Raw genomic sequence first — 16,013 nt, 5'->3', positions numbered from 1 at the left:
TTTTACCTTTATAGCTTGCGCTTAAATTTAAAATGTTATAATGCTCAAATTATATTTACTTTAGACTTAAACAAAGGTTTTATATGTTAAAAAAGATCTCATTCGCCGCGTTTTTTCTCAGTTTTTGTATGGCTAACGCGAGCCAGATCTCAAACGGCATAGCCGTCATCATCGAAAACGAACCCATCACCGTAAACGAAGTACGCAAAGCCGCCGCGCAGCTACAAACAAGCGAAGCAAACGCGCTAAATTTACTGATCCGCGATAGACTCGAAACCGCGCAGATCAAAAACCTAAAAATCGAAGCCAGCGACTACGAGCTAAATCAAAGGCTGCAAAAGATCGCAAGCGAGAGCGGTATGAGCGCCTCCGATCTGCGCTCGGCCGTACTATCAAAGGGCGGAGACTACGCGCAGTTTAAAGACGACGTCGCAAAAACCATAAAACAAGAAAAGCTATATCAAAGCATATTTGCCGAGGCTAAAATCAACATTTCAGAAAACGCCGCGAGAGCGTATTTCGAGCAAAATCGCGACCTTTTCGCGCACTTTACCGACGTGAGCGTGACTAGATACGTGGCGCCTTCGATGCAGCTTTTGGAGGCCGCCAGACACAGCTCCCCGATGAACACCAACCACAGCGTGCACATGGACGTGCTGGATCTAAAAAGCGAGCAGATCCCGCCTCAACTACGAACGATATTTCAGCAGACCGCGGACGGCACTTTCACGCAAATTTTCCAGACTCCCCAGGGCTTTGAGATGTTTTACGTAGCGTCTAAAAAGGGGCAAACGATGCCTGAATTTGACGAGGTCAGAGACGAGGCGATGAACGCGCTTTATAAACTCGAGCAAGACCGCGTCATCGGCGAATACTTCAACAAACTCCGCGCCAAAGCTAACGTCAAATATCTACGCTAAACTCAAATTTTAAGCCGATTTTACTCGGCTTAAATTCTTTTATTTTCGGTCAAATTTGACCGATTTTTTAAATTTAGTTGCTTACTCGCCAAGACCCGCACCTTTACGGCATAAATTTATCTCCAAACGATATCAAATTTAATCTCACGAAGTCATGGATACCATAAGCTACGATAGGCTTTCACTTTCTGAGTGATAGTTTTATGTGGGAAGCAATGAAATACACACAACCTTTTAGCGGCTCGGTCTTGGTCTGTGAGTTTTACAAGAAATTTAACGGTCAAACGATAGTGGCGAGCCGTACGCTAAATACTAAATTTTTAGGCGAAAAAGAGCAGATGGACGATACTCTTTTTAACGATGAATTTAGAGTTTTTACGGATGACAAAGTAGGGGCGAGATATCTTTTGACGCCTACGTTTATGAGACGTTTGTACGAGCTAAAGGAAAAATTTGCGGGAGATATGGGGGTGAGCGCGGCATTTATGGACGACAAATTTTACCTATTTTTAAACGGAGCGGAAAATAGATTTGAAACAACTCTCTTTTCGCTACCGCCTAGCCTTTATGAGGTAAAGCAGATAAAAAAGGAAATTTCAGAGCTTTTATCTATCATAGACGAATTAAATTTGAACCTTGATATTTTTAAGTGAGGGCAAATTTGACGGCTTAGATGATTGGGGATTTTGCAGATAAATTTGAGCGAGAATTTACGGCCGTACCATCTAGTGTCTTACTAGTTAAAATTTAGCCGCTCGCCTTAACCCGTTTTTAGGCTTTTGATGATATAATTTCTCAAAAATAAGACTTTTGCGGTTTGAGGAGAGTTTAAAAATCAGCAAATTTAATCAGCTTAAATTTAACGTCCCAAAAGCGCAAATGCTCTAAAATTTATCAAAAAAGGAGCCAAAATGAAAACGCTAGTAGTTTTATCTCACCCAAATTTCGCCGCCTCTCGCCTAAACAAGGCACTGGCAAACGCCGCAAAAAGCGCAGGTGCCGAGGTTCGCCACCTAGAGGGACTTTATGGCACCGACGCCCTAAAAATCGACGTCGCAGCCGAGCAGGAGGCGTTTTTGCGCGCGGATCGCATCGTGTTTTTATTCCCAATGATGGGCTTTAACGTGCCCTCCATGCTAAAGGCATACATCGACTACGTGCTTAGCCGCGGCTTTGCCTACGGCGAGGGCGCGAAGATCGCGGGCAAACAGCTGCAAATCGCCGTGAGCGCGGGCGGCGGGCTAGGCGAATACTCCAAGCACGGCGCGATCAAATTTAGCCTAAACGAGATTTTGCTGCCGCTTCAGTGCTGCGCGGACTTTTGCGAGCTCGTTTACGGACGGATTTTCGCTAGCTGCGGCGTGGAGCCGGGTGTGCCTGATAGCGCGATAGAGGCGCATGCGGCGAGATTTACGAAGCTCTTAAACGACGAGCTTGAAGAGCACGAATATCAAATTTAACGAAGCAAAATAGCTCGGCCCTGGGCTAAAATTTGCACTGCTAGCGGCGATTTCCCGTGCGGAGTCGCCGCTTTTTCAAATTTAACCGCACAAAATGTCAGCTTAGGCGCCCAAACAATGTGAGCGACTCGGCGTATCGCGGAGATTTTGCTGGTTTTGCGCCATAGTCCTTTGCGGGGCGAGCTAGTTTTTTGTTTTTCCTGACGGCCCAGACCCGCACCTTTATCGTACTTTGCTTTGGTGCGGGCGTATTTTACGGCGAGATTTGGTCAAATTTGCGTTATCGCAGCAAAGCTCACGACCGTATCTTTTGCCGTGGGCGACGATTTTGGTTTTATGAAATTTTTACGCATTAGGATTTGGCTTTAAATTTGGCTCGTTTTAAAACGGCGCAAATCCTTATAAATTCGGAGTTTTTATGATTTTTGGCAAGATTGATTATCTAAATTTGCTTCCTTTTCACGTATTTTTAAAGCGCTCGCGCCTAAGCTCGCAGGATAAAAAAATCATCGAATTTAAAAAGGGCGTGCCAAGCAAACTAAACCGCGATCTGTGCTGCCGCAGGATCGACGCCGCCGTGGTCTCAAGCATCGAAAGCCGCAAAAAACGCTATAAAAAAGTGAGCCTGGGCATCGTCGCAAAAGGTGACGTCAAAAGCGTGCTCGTGCGAAAGGGCACCTCCGCGCGTCCCGACCCCGCGTCTGCGAGCTCAAACGCGTTAGCCGAATTACTGGGGCTTGAGGGCGAGGTGCTCATCGGCGACCGCGCGCTAAAGGCGTATCTGCGGGATGGTGAGGAGGCGTTTTACGACCTTGGGCGGGCGTGGCGCGAGCGGACGGGCTTGCCGTTTGTTTTCGGGCGATTTTCCTGCGTGAAGGGGCGTGGCGCGTATGAGCGGCTGGCGCGCGAGTTTTTGCGAGCAAATGTCAAAATCCCAAACTATATCCTCGCCAAATACGCCCAAACTAGGGGCATCAGCGCAGACGATATCAAATGGTATCTCAAATTTATCAGCTACGAAATCGGCGCAAAGGAGCAAAAGGCGCTGCGGATATTTTTCAAAGAAGTGCGAAAAAACGGACGCACGGCAAAGCTTTTGGCACGAGGCGAGCGTTAGGCGCAAATTTACTCTAACGCGCCGTTTTAAATTTGCCTTTATCTCGGGCGGTTTTCGCGGTCGCTTTAAATGCGGTAGTTTAAAGCCTAACCGCCGCGCAACGCTAAATTTTAATCACTTTAAGCGACGCATTTTTTAGAAGCTAACAAGATTCAGTCAAATTTGAAATTTAGCGGGCAAATTTACGTCGGTTCTCATCAAATTTGCCCGCTTAAATTTACGCCGCCGCGAGCTCAAATTTCATTCGACCGAATTTATATTTTGGCTTCGTCTTTGCGGCTAGATTATTTTACTTCAAATTTGAGCTTGAGCTGGATTTACTTCGGTTACTATCTACGTAAATCACCTTGGTTGGGTCATTTTCGTATTTATCTATAAATGCTTCTATTTTATATTGCCTTCTCTCTTCATTTGCCCATTTTATAAAAGCTCTAGCGTCTTTAAACGTTGCATTTTCGTCGGGGCAGTGTTTAAAGTAAGAATTTATCGTCTTATCAAATGTTTCTATCATTTTTGTATCTATCGGCTTTGGTTTGTATTGCAAAAGACCGTCTTGATATATATGTTGATAGGGGGCGTATTTGTATTTTTTATTCGTTCTTTGTATCTTTTCCTCAGCCTCTTTGTCTCTACCTTGATTCATTCCATAGATGTATTTTTCTTTTGCTTCCGTAAAAGATTTTAAGTTATCATAGCACGCTTTATACGCCTCCTTTAGCTGATCCTTAGTAGGAGCATTAGGGAGGTCGTATTTTATAAATACCTCAAGCATAGGTTCGTAGTTTTCGTAGTTACCTAGATATGCCCAGCCGCTTAGTTTTAACGGTCTATTTTTCTCTTCATCTTTTATGCCTTGTAGTCCGCTTCCCATTTTAAACTCTCTAGGTTTATACCCCGTGCTTAGCATTAGTTCTGCCATCTGAGGCAGATTTCTATTTACTACGTAGAAAAACGGGTCTGATTTATATCTAGTGCTCGACTCTACGCATTGCGGATTATTTAGATCCGTCTCTGGACGCCCCTGATCGTATTTGTAGCGTATTGTTATGTTATTCTCGCCGTTTATGATTATGGATTCAAATCTGGAAGAATCATAGTATCTGTTTGTATAAATATGCGGCGATAAATACTCCACCTCTTCAAATTTAACCCCTTTTTCTAGTAGTATTTTGGCGGTATCAAGGGAGTTTAACATAATGGCGTAAGCCATAGGAGATAAGCCGAATCTATCCTTAGCCCTTATGTCAGCTCCTAAATTTATTAGAGCACTAGAGGTATTTACGTCGTTTCTAAAAGAGCTGTACATCAGCGGGGTTCTTTTATCTCTCATCTCTACGTCTACGCTTAGGTTGTTGTCTTTTATAAATTTAACTACGAAATCGGTATCTTTTCTATCAAGAGCGGCCCTTAAAGGCACGAGCGTAGCGTTTTTCTCTTTATCGCAAACTATATCGGACGAACCGAATCCAAACGCCTCTATCTCCTCTTGCGTTACGTATTTAGCTAGCTCGGAGTTTGGGTCTATTTTAGTATCGGGAGTGACGGTAAAACCTGTCGGCATAGAGCCTGATCCAAATTTATCAAATTTAACTCCCAAAAACGAAAGATAAAAGAGGATAGCGGCAAAGGCTGCGAGTGTGAATATAAATTTAAAAAAGCTTTGCAAATTTGATCCTTTTGCTCATGACTAAATTTGCGAAATCTTAGCCAAAGGGCGGTTAAATTTGAGTGAAATTGGAAGGGAAATTTGGAAAATGCGGGAGTAAATTTGGGCGGGTTAAAGATGCTAAAAAATCGCACCGAAAACGGACGGGTTTATCTCGTCAAATTTAAAGCGCAAATTTGACGAGAGACGGCCGCGCGGGCGACTCGGGCAAGTTAAATTTGCCTGCCGGCACGAGCCTAGCAAGCAAATTTAAGCGCGTAGTCCTCAGTCGTCAAACTCTTGCGAGATGACGGGCGAGAACTCCTCCCAGCGGAGTTTTGTTTTGGCCGTAGGCATCTTGCTTTGAAACGGCTCTTTTTTCATCGAGGCTACCGCCGCGCTGTCACCGATCGGCGCAGGAGGGGCTTCTACGCCTAGCACCGCGCGCTCAAGATCGATAAAATCGCGCAAGATAACCGCGTAAGAGGCGAAAAAGTCTGCATTTTTGTGAGCGGATAAAAATTTGATAAATTCATCTATAAATTTATTCGTAACGTCCGTAAATAGCTTGCTGCTGATATTTGCCGCGCCCGCTACTTCGTCGCGCAAAAAGGTCGCCGTGGCTAAAAATATAAATCCGACGTAGTCCTCGCTGTCCTTGCAGACGTCTTTGTCTCTGCGGTACGGGCTTAGCTTCAGGCACTCGATCACGCGTAGCCTAGCCGCGCCGTCGTCGCGTCCGTCCTCGTAAAACGAGGCGTTTAGCGGGATATTTGAGTAAGAAAAGTCAAAAAGTACGTCGTTTTGCTCCCTGGCGAATTTCTCAAAGTCAAATTTGGCCAAATTTGCAAACGCAGCCTCGCTCGCAGGCGTAACTGGACTAGTAGCCAGGTAGGCTAGCTGCTCGCGCCAGCGGTCAAATTTGCCGCCGTGCTCGTGAAAAAACAGCGGATAGGCCAAAAACTCGTAAAAATACGCGCGCGCCTTGGTTAAGTTATTGTCCATTTAAAACCTCTTCTTTCATTTGATCCATTTGCGCTTTTACCATCACTTTGGCTTTGCAGTCCGAGCAGCAATAAAGCGTCTTTAGTTTGGCTTTGTCGCCGTTAAATTTAGGCGCCATGATCGCGGCGATCTTTTCGACGGCCTTTTTGGTCGCAAACTCCTTGCCGCACTCGATACAGGCGAAAAGCTCGTCTCTGGCTAGCTCGCTAAAGGTAAAGAAACTAGGCTCCAGGTCAATCTTGCCGGGGCGTAAAAATATCGTGTCTTTTTCCGCGCAGCTAAGCTCGCAGTATCCGCACGCGGTGCAGACGCTCGGGTTAAAGACGATGGAGTTTGTTTCCTTGTCCGCGACTAGGGCGGCGACGTTACACGCTCCCACGCAGCTTAGGCACAGCGTGCAGGTGTCGCGGTTTATCTCGACGCGGCCGTATCTGATGAGCTCGGTAGTGCTAACGGAGCCTAAATTTTGATCTCCGACTAGCCACTCTAGGCGTCTGGCGAAAATTTCGCGCTTTGGCAGAGCGTACTCGGTGACGGAGTGCTGCGAGCCTTCGATAAATTTGGCCTGAGATAGGGCGCTTTTTAGCTTGTCTTCGTTTTCTGCTACGAGGACGGCTTTTTCATGAAATTTAAGCTCATAAATTTGGTTTAAAATATCCACCGCGTCTTTGGTGCCTTTGCCGATATTTTGCTCGTAGATCACGACCTGCGCGCCGCTTTCTTGAAGCAATGTAAGCAGATGCGTCTCGCTCAAAAATCTCTCACCGCTCACGGCAAAAGGCAACACGTTTGCGGGTAAATTTACGCTTAAGTTTTCTAAATTTGCCTTTGCGGGTACGACTAGAGCGATCCGGCCGCGGTAGAGTTTGGCTATCTCGGCAAAAGAGTTTCGCGGCATATCCGAGTAATCAAGCGCGCCGCTAGGGCAGACGCTCACGCAGCCGCCGCAGTTTACACAGTCGATGTGAGAGAAAACTAGGTGCTTGGTCTCGTCCTCTTTTAGGATCGCTACCGTAGGGCAGGCCTCGACGCATCTGCCGCAGATTTCGTGTCTGCGCTCGTGATACTGGCAGATCGTGGAGTCGTAGTGGACGTGGCTTTTAAATTTAAATTTCGGGCTTTGCGCCTCTAGCTGCGCGGCGATTTCCTCGTCGCTTTTGCCTGCGATCTCGTAGCAGCCGCTTTGTTTTAGCATGTATTCGCGCGCGTTTTCTACGAGGAAAAAGTCGCAGTCTACCTCAAACTCGCCGTCCGGGCGCAGCACTAGCACGCTTAGTTCGCCTGCGGCTCCGTAGATAAATTTGATCTCAAAATGCGTCAGCTCGATAGTTTTAAAGCCTTTTTCCTTAAGCAAATTTGCCAAATTTTCGCGGCCGCCGTTGCTAACGATCACGACGTTTTTGCCGACTGGTTTTTCGTAGTCGATGTCGCGCGCTAGGTCAAAGGCGCTGGCTCTAGCCTCATAAAGCAAAAGCGTGTTTTTAGCCTTATCCAGCACCGAGTCTGCGGTGTTTTTTAGATAAAAATTTATCTCCGGCGCTACGACGCTTGCCTTTAGTTTGGGCGAATTTGAGACGATGTAGTCGCCTTCGCCGTTTATCTCGATCTGCTCGTTTAGCATCAAATTTTCGTCAAAATCGTTGTAAAAACCGAATTCTTTCATGATTTTCTCCCCGCGCTACGCGTTATCAAAATTGAGCGCATTTTAATACTAAAGGCATTAATAGGCTCTGAAATTTTACATTTATTTTTTTTAATAAGATTAGATTTATCCAAATTTATGCTAAAATCGCGCTCGGTAACACAAATTTACTAGGAGCGAATTTGAACGAACTACGAAAACTCCCGCAGATAGATAAATTTATAAAAAACGAGCGATTTTTCGGGCTTGACACGAGCTTGCTGACTAAGGTCGCCAGGGCCGAGCTAGAGAGCCTGCGCGCTCAAATTTTAGGAGGCAAAAACTGCCCTGAGCCAGGCGAAATCGTCCAAAACACGCTCGCGCGCTACGAAAAGGCGTCAAATTTGAGCCTGCGCAGCCTAATAAACGCAACCGGCGTCATCATCCACACGAATCTCGGCCGCAGCGCGATCGATCCTGAAATTTTACGCCGAGCCGAGCCCGTGATCACGGGGTATTCAAATTTAGAGTACAGCGTCGAAAAGGGCGGCCGCTCAAACCGCTACGACTACGTGGGCGGGCTGCTGGCGGAGCTTTTTGGCTTTGAGGACGCCGTCATAGTAAATAACAACGCAAGCGCCGTATTTTTGGTGCTAAATACCTTCTCAAAAGGCGGCGAAGCTATCATCAGCAGAGGCGAGCTAGTCGAGATCGGCGGGAGCTTTCGCGTGCCCGAAGTCATGGCAAACTCGGGCGCGATCCTGCGCGAAGTGGGCACGACGAATAAAACCAACCTGCGCGACTATGAGGACGCGATAAACGAAAACTCGAAGCTGATCTTAAAGGTGCATAGGTCAAATTTCGATATCGTAGGCTTTAGCGAGGAAGCGGCGATGCCGGATCTTAGCGCGCTGGCAAGAGAGCGAAATCTCATTGATTATTTTGATCTTGGCGGCGGATTTTACGGCGAGCTGCCCTACGGTCTAGAGCGCAACGAGCCGAATCTAAAAAATCTAAAAGACGCCTCGCTCGTTAGCTTTAGCGGCGATAAGCTCTTTGGCTCCGTGCAGTGCGGCATAATCCTAGGCAAAAAGGGGCTCATCGCAAAGCTAAAGAAAAATCAGCTGCTAAGAATGCTGCGCGTGGATAAGGTGATCATCTCGCTACTGGCCGAGAGCGTCAAAGCCTACGCAAACCGAGAATTTGAGCTTATCACGACGGTAAAGCAGCTCTATAAAAGCGTAGAGGAGCTAGAAAACACGGCAAATTTCATAAACTCGCAGCTAAAAACTCCGCTTGAAGTCGTGCGCACGACGACATTCGTAGGCGGCGGCACTATGCCAAATAAACGCATACCTAGCCTCGCGCTAGCCGTCAAAGGAAACGCGAACGAAAACGAGGCTAAATTTAGGAAAAATCTCGTGATCGGCCGCATCGAGGATGGCAAATTTTTGCTCGATCTTCGCAGCGTGCTGGACGCGGACGTGCAAAATTTGATAGAAAAAATCAACGAAACGGATGAAAAATGAGCTTAATAATAGGAACGGCCGGGCACATCGACCACGGCAAAACGGCGCTGATAAAGGAGCTAAACGGCTTTGAGGGCGACAGGCTAGAGGAGGAGCAAAAGCGCGGGATCACGATCGATCTTAGCTTTTCAAATTTGAGCAAAAACGGCGAAAATATCGCATTTATCGACGTGCCTGGGCATGAAAATTTGATCAAGACTATGATCAGCGGTGCGTATGGATTTGACGCGTGCCTTTTCGTCGTGGCGGCAAACGACGGACTTATGCCACAGTCTTTGGAGCATTTGGAGGTTTTAAATATCCTTGGCGTTCGTTCGCTCGTAGTAGCTCTTACCAAGTGCGACCTGGCTAGCGCAGAGCTAATAGAGCAGCGAAAAGGCGAAATTTATGCCGCCGCACAAAACTACAAAAATCTGCAAATTTTAGAGATTTTCCCGGTTAGTATCAAGGATAGCGCGAGCATCGACGAGCTGCGAAATTATCTTTTCACGCTAAAGGCGGCTAAGCGCGAGCAAGAGGGCGTTTTTAGGTATTACATCGACCGCGTTTTTAGCCTAAAAGGTATCGGAAACGTAGTTACGGGCACCGTGATAGAAGGCAGCGTGACGAAAAACGAAAAGCTGTTTAACTATGACGCAGGCAAAGAAGTGCAGGTGCGAAGCGTGCAGAGCCATGACACTTTCGTTGACCGTGCCGGAGTTAGTAGCCGCGTGGCGCTAAATTTGACGGGGATTGAGCTAAACGATCTAAAAAAGGGCCAATTGCTTAGTAAAAAGGGCTTTTTTAGAGGATTTCGTGAGATAGACGCGATAGTTTTCGCTCGCGAGCTAACGCACGGGCAGAGCGTTACTTTTTGCGTCGGCGCAAAGGCTGCGCCCGCAAAAGCACTGGTTCTTAGCGAAAAAGAGGGCGGGATATTTGCGACGTTTAAATTTGAAAGGGATATGTTTTTAAAATTTGACGAGCCGTTCGTGCTCATCGCAAACGGTCGCGTCATAGGCGGTGGCAGGGTACTAAACGCCGTGAGCGAACCGATGAAAAAATCAAGCAAAATTTCGTTTTTAAACTCGCTTCTCAAAAAAGATTTCGTAAGCGCCTTTGCGATGCTAAAAGATACGCATAAAAACGGCTTTGGCATCATCTCGGCCTATCAGCGCTTCGGGCTAAATCACGAGGAGGCCGTCGCTATAGCAAAACAAACGCCAAATGTATTCGTCGATGAAAAGGCGCTAAATATCTACGATCTAAGCGCGGTCGATCGGATAAAAAGCGCGGTCAAATTTATGATAGAAAAGAACGAATTTGCGGTATTTTCGGCTACGAGCATCAGCCTAAAGCTCTCATGGGCTAGCGAAAATATCGCCCAAAAGGCGCTTGACGAGCTAGAAAGCGCGGGCGCGATCGCTAAAAACGACGGCGTCTATACTAAAACGGGCGTCGATATGAGCAAGCTAAAAATCAGGCTCGAGGAGAAAATTTACGAGATTTTGCAAAGCGGAAATTTAGCTCCCCTGGCGCCTTATAACATCTACGACGAGCTTGAGATCGACCGAGTTAGCGGCGATAACGCACTAAAAAAGCTAACGGGAATCGGGCGCGTGGTGAGGCTCGCGCATAATCTTTTCGTAACGTCAAAGGCCCTAAACGAGGCGCTTGCGAAGCTAAAAGCCGTCATCGCCGCGCAAGGATTCGTAAACGTAACAAACGCGAAAGAGGCGTTAAATTTGAGTAGAAAATACATAATCGCCTACCTCGAGCAGCTCGATCTAGATCCTAATATCGTAAAAAACGGCACAGATAGAGTTTTAAAAGCGTGATTTTTTATCTATTTATAAAAAGCTAATATAATCCGCGCAAATTTTTATAAAGGAATGAAATGAAAAAAATAGTTTTGTCGCTAATGGCGGCCTCTGCGATGTTTGCGGCGTCAAACGAGCAAGTAGTCGGTTTTTACTCGCAGATGGTCGGCGAGGGCGTGAAAGTAAATGTAACTGAGCGCAAACCGTTAACCGACGGAATCGAAGCGGTCGTGGTAAATTTGAGCAACGGTCAAGTCAGCCAAGACGAGGTTATCTTTACTAAAGGCGACCTACTTTTCCCGGACATCATCGACCTAAAGGCGCAAAAAGCCTACCTGCAAGAGATAAAAAAGGAAATAGCGGCGAAAAACATCTCAAAAGTCTATAAAAACGAGCAAAAAGAAAATATCATCACTCTAGGAAACGACTCTAAAAAGCCGACTATCGTGATGTTTTCGGATCCTGAGTGCCCATACTGCCGCCTAGAGCTTGAAAAGATCGAAGCGACGCTAAAAGAAAGCAACGTAAAGCTAATCTTAACTCCGGTTCACGACGTTTCGTCTTTGCAAAAAAGCTTTTTGATCTATAAAGACGCCGCAAGTGCGAAAACCGATAGCGATAAGATCAAAATTTTACGAAAATATTTCGCGGACGACTATAAGGTTGCAGACGGTGCCGTTAGCGATGCTGACGTAAAAGCGATGGATAACTTGAGACAAAAATACTCCGCCGCCGGCGTTCGCTCAGTGCCTTTCATAGTAAATTTAAGCGACCTTCAAAAATAACATCTAACGCGAATTTGAGCTAAATTTGATAAATTTAGCTCAAAACCCCCAGAGTTACATAAAATATACATTTTTAACTTGATATGTAGTATTGAAATTTAAGCTAAATTTTAGATTTCCTTAACTATTTATTAAGTTTCATAATTAATCTAATATTTTTACTTCATTTATTCTCAAAATATGCTAAATTTGCACAGTGATATTTTAAAATATGCAAGTGCCCTAAAATACGCGCCTGTAAGGCGCACTACGCCTAGGAAATATGCAAAATTTGAACAATATCTTTCTAAAAACGTCTCAAAAATTTCAAATTTGAGATTAATAAGGAGAAAACATGCAAGGATCAAGACGAGATTTTCTCAAAAAATCTCTGAAGGTCGGCGCGGTAGGCGGAACCGTATTGGCCGCTGCAGCTATCGCAAAACCGACTAGCGACGAGCTTGCTCCTGACGACAACGGCGTAGTTGTCGGCAAGTCGAGCAAAAAAGAGGTGCTTTACAAAAAAAGCAAAGAGTGGGAATACTACTATAAGATCGCTTACTAAGGGAGAAAACCATGAGTGATTCACGCATAGGAAGACGCTCGTTTTTGAAGCTTGCCGCTCTTGGTGCCGGTAGCACGATGGCATTTGGCGAAAACGAGACGTTTAGAAAGGCAACCAACGAGGAGATAAAAAATCCTTATGAAGGTTCAAAAAAGGTTAGAACGATTTGTTCTATTTGTTCTGCAGGCTGTGGTATCGAAGCCGAGGTAAAAGACGGAGTATGGGTACGCCAAGATATGGCTATGTATCACCCGATCTCTCAGGGGTCGCACTGCTCTAAGGGAATCGATCAGATCGACCTTACGAAATCAAAACAGCGTATCAAATTTCCGATGAAAAAAGTAAACGGAAAATGGGAGCGCATCAGCTGGGAACAGGCCGTAAACGAAATCGGCGATAAGATGCTACAAATCCGTAAAGAAGACGGTCCTGATAGCGTAGTTTTCTTGGGTTCGGCTAAATTTAACAACGAGCAAAGTTATTATTTTCGCAAATTTGCGGCGTTTTGGGGTACAAACAGCAACGATCACGTAGCACGCATTTGACATAGCGCAACAGTCGCCGGTGTGGCGAATACTTGGGGTTATGGCGCGATGACGAATCACTTCGGAGATATGACGGCAAATTCAAAAGCGATCTTTTGTATCGGTGCGAATTCGGCTGTAGCAAATCCCGTCGGCGGCATGAAGCATATGTTGCAAGCCAAAGATAGAAACAACGCAAAATTAATCGTAGCGGATCCGAATTTTACTAAAACGGCTGCGCACGCGGATCTTTATTTGCGTCAGCGTTCAGGAACGGACGTAGCTCTTATTTACGGACTTATTCACATTATCCTTAAAAACGGCTGGGAAGATAAAGAATTTTTAGAAAACAGAACCTATGGTATCGAAGAGGTTAGAAAAGAGGCCGAACACTGGACTCCTGAGCTTACTTCGGACGTTACCGGCGTACCGGTAGATAGACTCATAGAGGCTGCTAATATAATGGCGCATACGAAACCGGGAACGGTTATCTGGGCTCTAGGCATCACTCAGCACTCGGTAGGAACGTCAAATACCAGAATTTTACCTATCCTTCAACTAATCCTAGGCAATATGGGTAAACCTGGCGGCGGCTGTAATATCATCCGCGGTCACGATAACGTTCAGGGCTCTACCGATATGGGTAACCTTTCAGACACTCTTCCTATGTATTACGGGCTAGGAGACGCATCGTGGAAATACTACTGCAAAGGCTGGGGCGTTGATTATGACGAGTTTATCAAACGATTTGCGGTTTCGACAAAAGAGCCGAAACAGGGCGGCGCTCCGGTAAAAAATACCGTATTTGAAGAGTATTTTTATCACGATCCGCAAAATCCGGAAGATAGAAACTGGAGAAACGAAAAAGGCTGGTCGCTATCAAAATGGTGGCAAGGCGTTCTAAAAGAGGAAAAGACTTTTACTAGCGGCAAACTTCGCGTTCTTTGGGTGCAAGGAACCGGTATCACCTCTATGGCGCACCTGGCTAAAATTCAAGAAGCCGTAGATAAACTAGATATGTTAGTTGTTGCCGAGCCGTTCGTAAACGAGGTTGCTATCCTTTCAGATAGAAAAGACGGAATTTACGTATTGCCAGTAGCTACGGCATTTGAAAATGAAGGCCACATCAGCTCGACTAACCGCTCTGGTCAATGGAGAACGAAAGTCGTTGAGCCACTTTACGAGAGCAAGGCTGACCAAGACGTTATGTTCTTATTTGCTAAAAAATTCGGCTTTTACGACGAGTACGTAAAAGGCATGAAGATGGCGACCGTGAATCACGAGCCAAAACAAGTTAAAGACGACTTTGTATGGCCTGACGACGCTACAAACGAGATAGCTCGTATGGGCAAATCTATCGGCTACACCGGTAGAACGGCCGAGATGTTTAGAAGACATCAGGCTAACTGGCAAAATTTCGACCCTGATACGCTAATGGGTATCGGCGGCGACGTAAAAGGCGAATACTACGGTAAGCCTTGGCCGGCATGGGACGAAAAACACCCTGGTACACCGATACTTTATGATATGAGCAAGTCTTACGCAGAGGGCGGTTGCGGATTTAGAAATCGTTTCGGCTTAGAGCATAACGGCGTTAGTCAGCTAGCTAGCGAGGATACGACCCTGGTAGGATCGGACGTAAAAGGCGGCTATCCGCAAATTACCAAAGAAAATATCGAAAAAGTCCTAGGTATAACCTTAACCGAAGAAGAAAAAAGACTGATGGGAGCTACTTGGAGTACGGATCACAGCGGATTTATCTTAGAAAAATGCCGCGAAAAAGGCGTAGTGCCGTTTGGTAATGCAAGGGCAAGAATGATCGTTTGGGAATTCCTAGATCCGATCCCTAAACACCGCGAGCCTATCCACTCTCCGCGCTGGGATTTGGTACAAAAATACCCGACTTTCGACGATCAGGCTAGAAACTTCCGCGTTGAGACGAAATATAAATCCGAGCAGCAAGCAAAAGACTGGAGTAAGGAATTCCCTATCGTATTTAGCACATTGCGCCTAGTAAACCTAAGCGGTGCAGGTATGATAGAGCGAACGAGCAAGTATCTAGCGGCAATCACGCCTGAGATGTTTGCTAACGTCCACCCTGAGCTTGCGCTAAAATACGGTATCCAAGACCGCGATATGATGTGGATCCACTCTCCGCAAGGCACTAAGATTAAGGTTCGTTGCTATCATACTCAGATGGTTACGCCGGATAGAATTTGTATGCCGTATAACTTCGCGGGCGTTATGCAAGGCGTGAGCCTAGAAGACCGCTATCCTGAGGGCACTAAGCCTTATACGATCGGCGAGAGCTTTAATACCGTAACAAACTACGGCTTTGACCCTGTTACTCAAATTTCGGAATTTAACGCCGGACTTTGCAGGATAGAAAAAGCTGACGGAGAGGGCTTTAACACCTTCTTCCACGAATATGGCGAAAATAGAGTCTAAGGAGTAAGAGATGGCAAGAATGAAATTTTTCGTAGATACCAACAGATGTATCAGCTGCTTTGGATGCCAGGTCGCTTGCTCTTCGGCTCACGAGCTCCCGGTGGGGCTCTACCGCCGCAAGGTCATCACGCTAAACGACGGTATAGAGGGCAAGGAAGTATCGACCACTATAGCCTGCCAACACTGCACCGACGCTCCTTGCGAGCAGGTGTGTCCGGTTGATTGTTTTTACATCAGAGCCGACGGTATCGTGCTTCACGATAAAAACAAATGCATCGGTTGCGGTTACTGCCTATACGCATGTCCTTTCGGCGCGCCGCAGTTCCCTAGAGACGGGGCATTTGGCATAAAAGGCGCTATGGATAAATGCACTATGTGTGCCGGAGGCCCTGAGGAGACGAACTCTCACGAGGAGCTTCATATGTACGGCCAAAATCGCATCTCAGAGGGCAAAGTCCCTATGTGCGCCGCCGTTTGCGCCACCAACGCGCTACTAGTAGGCGATGCCGCAGACGTGTCAAACGTATACCGCAAACGCGTTATGCTAAGACAAGCGGGCACCACTATCTAACTCAAATTCGGGGGCGGCTCGCTCCCGAATTTTCTTTCAAATTTT

13 protein-coding genes are annotated in these 16,013 nt (G+C 46.3%); 10 read left to right on the top strand and 3 right to left on the bottom strand.

What is annotated here, in order from left to right:
• The first annotated feature begins 83 nt into the window (after positions 1-83).
• The 4 genes from CSHOW_RS09090 to CSHOW_RS09075 all read left to right on the top strand — a co-directional run bounded on the left by CSHOW_RS09090 (position 84) and on the right by CSHOW_RS09075 (position 3,497).
• Positions 84-920 carry a peptidylprolyl isomerase gene (locus CSHOW_RS09090; protein WP_002948927.1) on the top strand — a complete coding sequence of 279 codons (837 nt, stop codon included), beginning with the start codon at positions 84-86 and terminating at the stop codon, positions 918-920.
• A 215-nt stretch (positions 921-1,135) separates the two neighbouring features.
• The gene (locus CSHOW_RS09085) at positions 1,136-1,573 is read left to right on the top strand and encodes a DUF3137 domain-containing protein (protein WP_002948928.1); all 438 of its coding nucleotides are present in this window, start codon (positions 1,136-1,138) and stop codon (positions 1,571-1,573) included.
• Between the two features lie 258 nt (positions 1,574-1,831).
• Positions 1,832-2,380, top strand: coding sequence for an NAD(P)H-dependent oxidoreductase (locus tag CSHOW_RS09080; RefSeq protein ID WP_002948929.1), 549 nt, complete (start codon positions 1,832-1,834; stop codon positions 2,378-2,380).
• Positions 2,381-2,798: 418 nt separating this feature from the next.
• The gene (locus tag CSHOW_RS09075) at positions 2,799-3,497 is read left to right on the top strand and encodes an MqnA/MqnD/SBP family protein (RefSeq protein ID WP_002948936.1); all 699 of its coding nucleotides are present in this window, start codon (positions 2,799-2,801) and stop codon (positions 3,495-3,497) included.
• Positions 3,498-3,786: 289 nt separating this feature from the next.
• Here the strand turns inward: CSHOW_RS09075 and CSHOW_RS09070 are convergent, their stop codons facing one another.
• The 3 genes from CSHOW_RS09070 to CSHOW_RS09060 form a co-directional block, all read right to left on the bottom strand.
• Entirely contained in the window at positions 3,787-5,163 is a 1,377-nt protein-coding gene (locus CSHOW_RS09070) for an ankyrin repeat domain-containing protein (protein WP_002948938.1), read from the bottom strand.
• Positions 5,164-5,427: 264 nt separating this feature from the next.
• Positions 5,428-6,147, bottom strand: coding sequence for a hypothetical protein (locus CSHOW_RS09065; RefSeq protein ID WP_002948941.1), 720 nt, complete (start codon positions 6,145-6,147; stop codon positions 5,428-5,430).
• On the bottom strand, positions 6,137-7,810 hold the full coding sequence (locus CSHOW_RS09060) for a 4Fe-4S binding protein (RefSeq protein ID WP_002948943.1): 1,674 nt from the start codon (positions 7,808-7,810) through the stop codon (positions 6,137-6,139). Before CSHOW_RS09060 ends, CSHOW_RS09065 begins: the two co-directional genes overlap by 11 nt.
• A gap of 161 nt (positions 7,811-7,971) precedes the next feature.
• On the opposite strand from CSHOW_RS09060, the gene selA reads away from it, so the two are divergent.
• From selA to fdh3B, 6 genes are all read left to right on the top strand, one after another.
• Positions 7,972-9,297, top strand: a complete 1,326-nt coding sequence (selA, locus tag CSHOW_RS09055) for an L-seryl-tRNA(Sec) selenium transferase (RefSeq protein ID WP_002948945.1) — start codon at positions 7,972-7,974, stop codon at positions 9,295-9,297.
• On the top strand, positions 9,294-11,114 hold the full coding sequence (gene selB / locus CSHOW_RS09050; RefSeq protein WP_002948948.1) for a selenocysteine-specific translation elongation factor: 1,821 nt from the start codon (positions 9,294-9,296) through the stop codon (positions 11,112-11,114). Before selA ends, selB begins: the two co-directional genes overlap by 4 nt.
• A gap of 59 nt (positions 11,115-11,173) precedes the next feature.
• Positions 11,174-11,881, top strand: coding sequence for a thioredoxin domain-containing protein (locus CSHOW_RS09045; RefSeq protein ID WP_002948950.1), 708 nt, complete (start codon positions 11,174-11,176; stop codon positions 11,879-11,881).
• Between the two features lie 334 nt (positions 11,882-12,215).
• On the top strand, positions 12,216-12,425 hold the full coding sequence (locus CSHOW_RS09040; protein ID WP_002948952.1) for a twin-arginine translocation signal domain-containing protein: 210 nt from the start codon (positions 12,216-12,218) through the stop codon (positions 12,423-12,425).
• A gap of 11 nt (positions 12,426-12,436) precedes the next feature.
• Positions 12,437-15,397 carry a formate dehydrogenase subunit alpha gene (locus CSHOW_RS09035; RefSeq protein WP_171992820.1) on the top strand — a complete coding sequence of 987 codons (2,961 nt, stop codon included), beginning with the start codon at positions 12,437-12,439 and terminating at the stop codon, positions 15,395-15,397.
• Between the two features lie 10 nt (positions 15,398-15,407).
• A complete protein-coding gene (gene fdh3B, locus CSHOW_RS09030; RefSeq protein ID WP_002948963.1) occupies positions 15,408-15,968 on the top strand; it encodes a formate dehydrogenase FDH3 subunit beta in 561 nt (186 codons plus the stop codon).
• Positions 15,969-16,013 lie beyond the last annotated feature (45 nt).

Origin of the sequence: Campylobacter showae (assembly GCF_004803815.1) — a bacterium.
Taxonomy (GTDB): Bacteria; Campylobacterota; Campylobacteria; order Campylobacterales; family Campylobacteraceae; genus Campylobacter_A; species Campylobacter_A showae.
The sequence above is the reverse complement of the archived record's forward strand: the minus strand, read 5'-3'. Positions and strand labels throughout refer to the sequence as shown.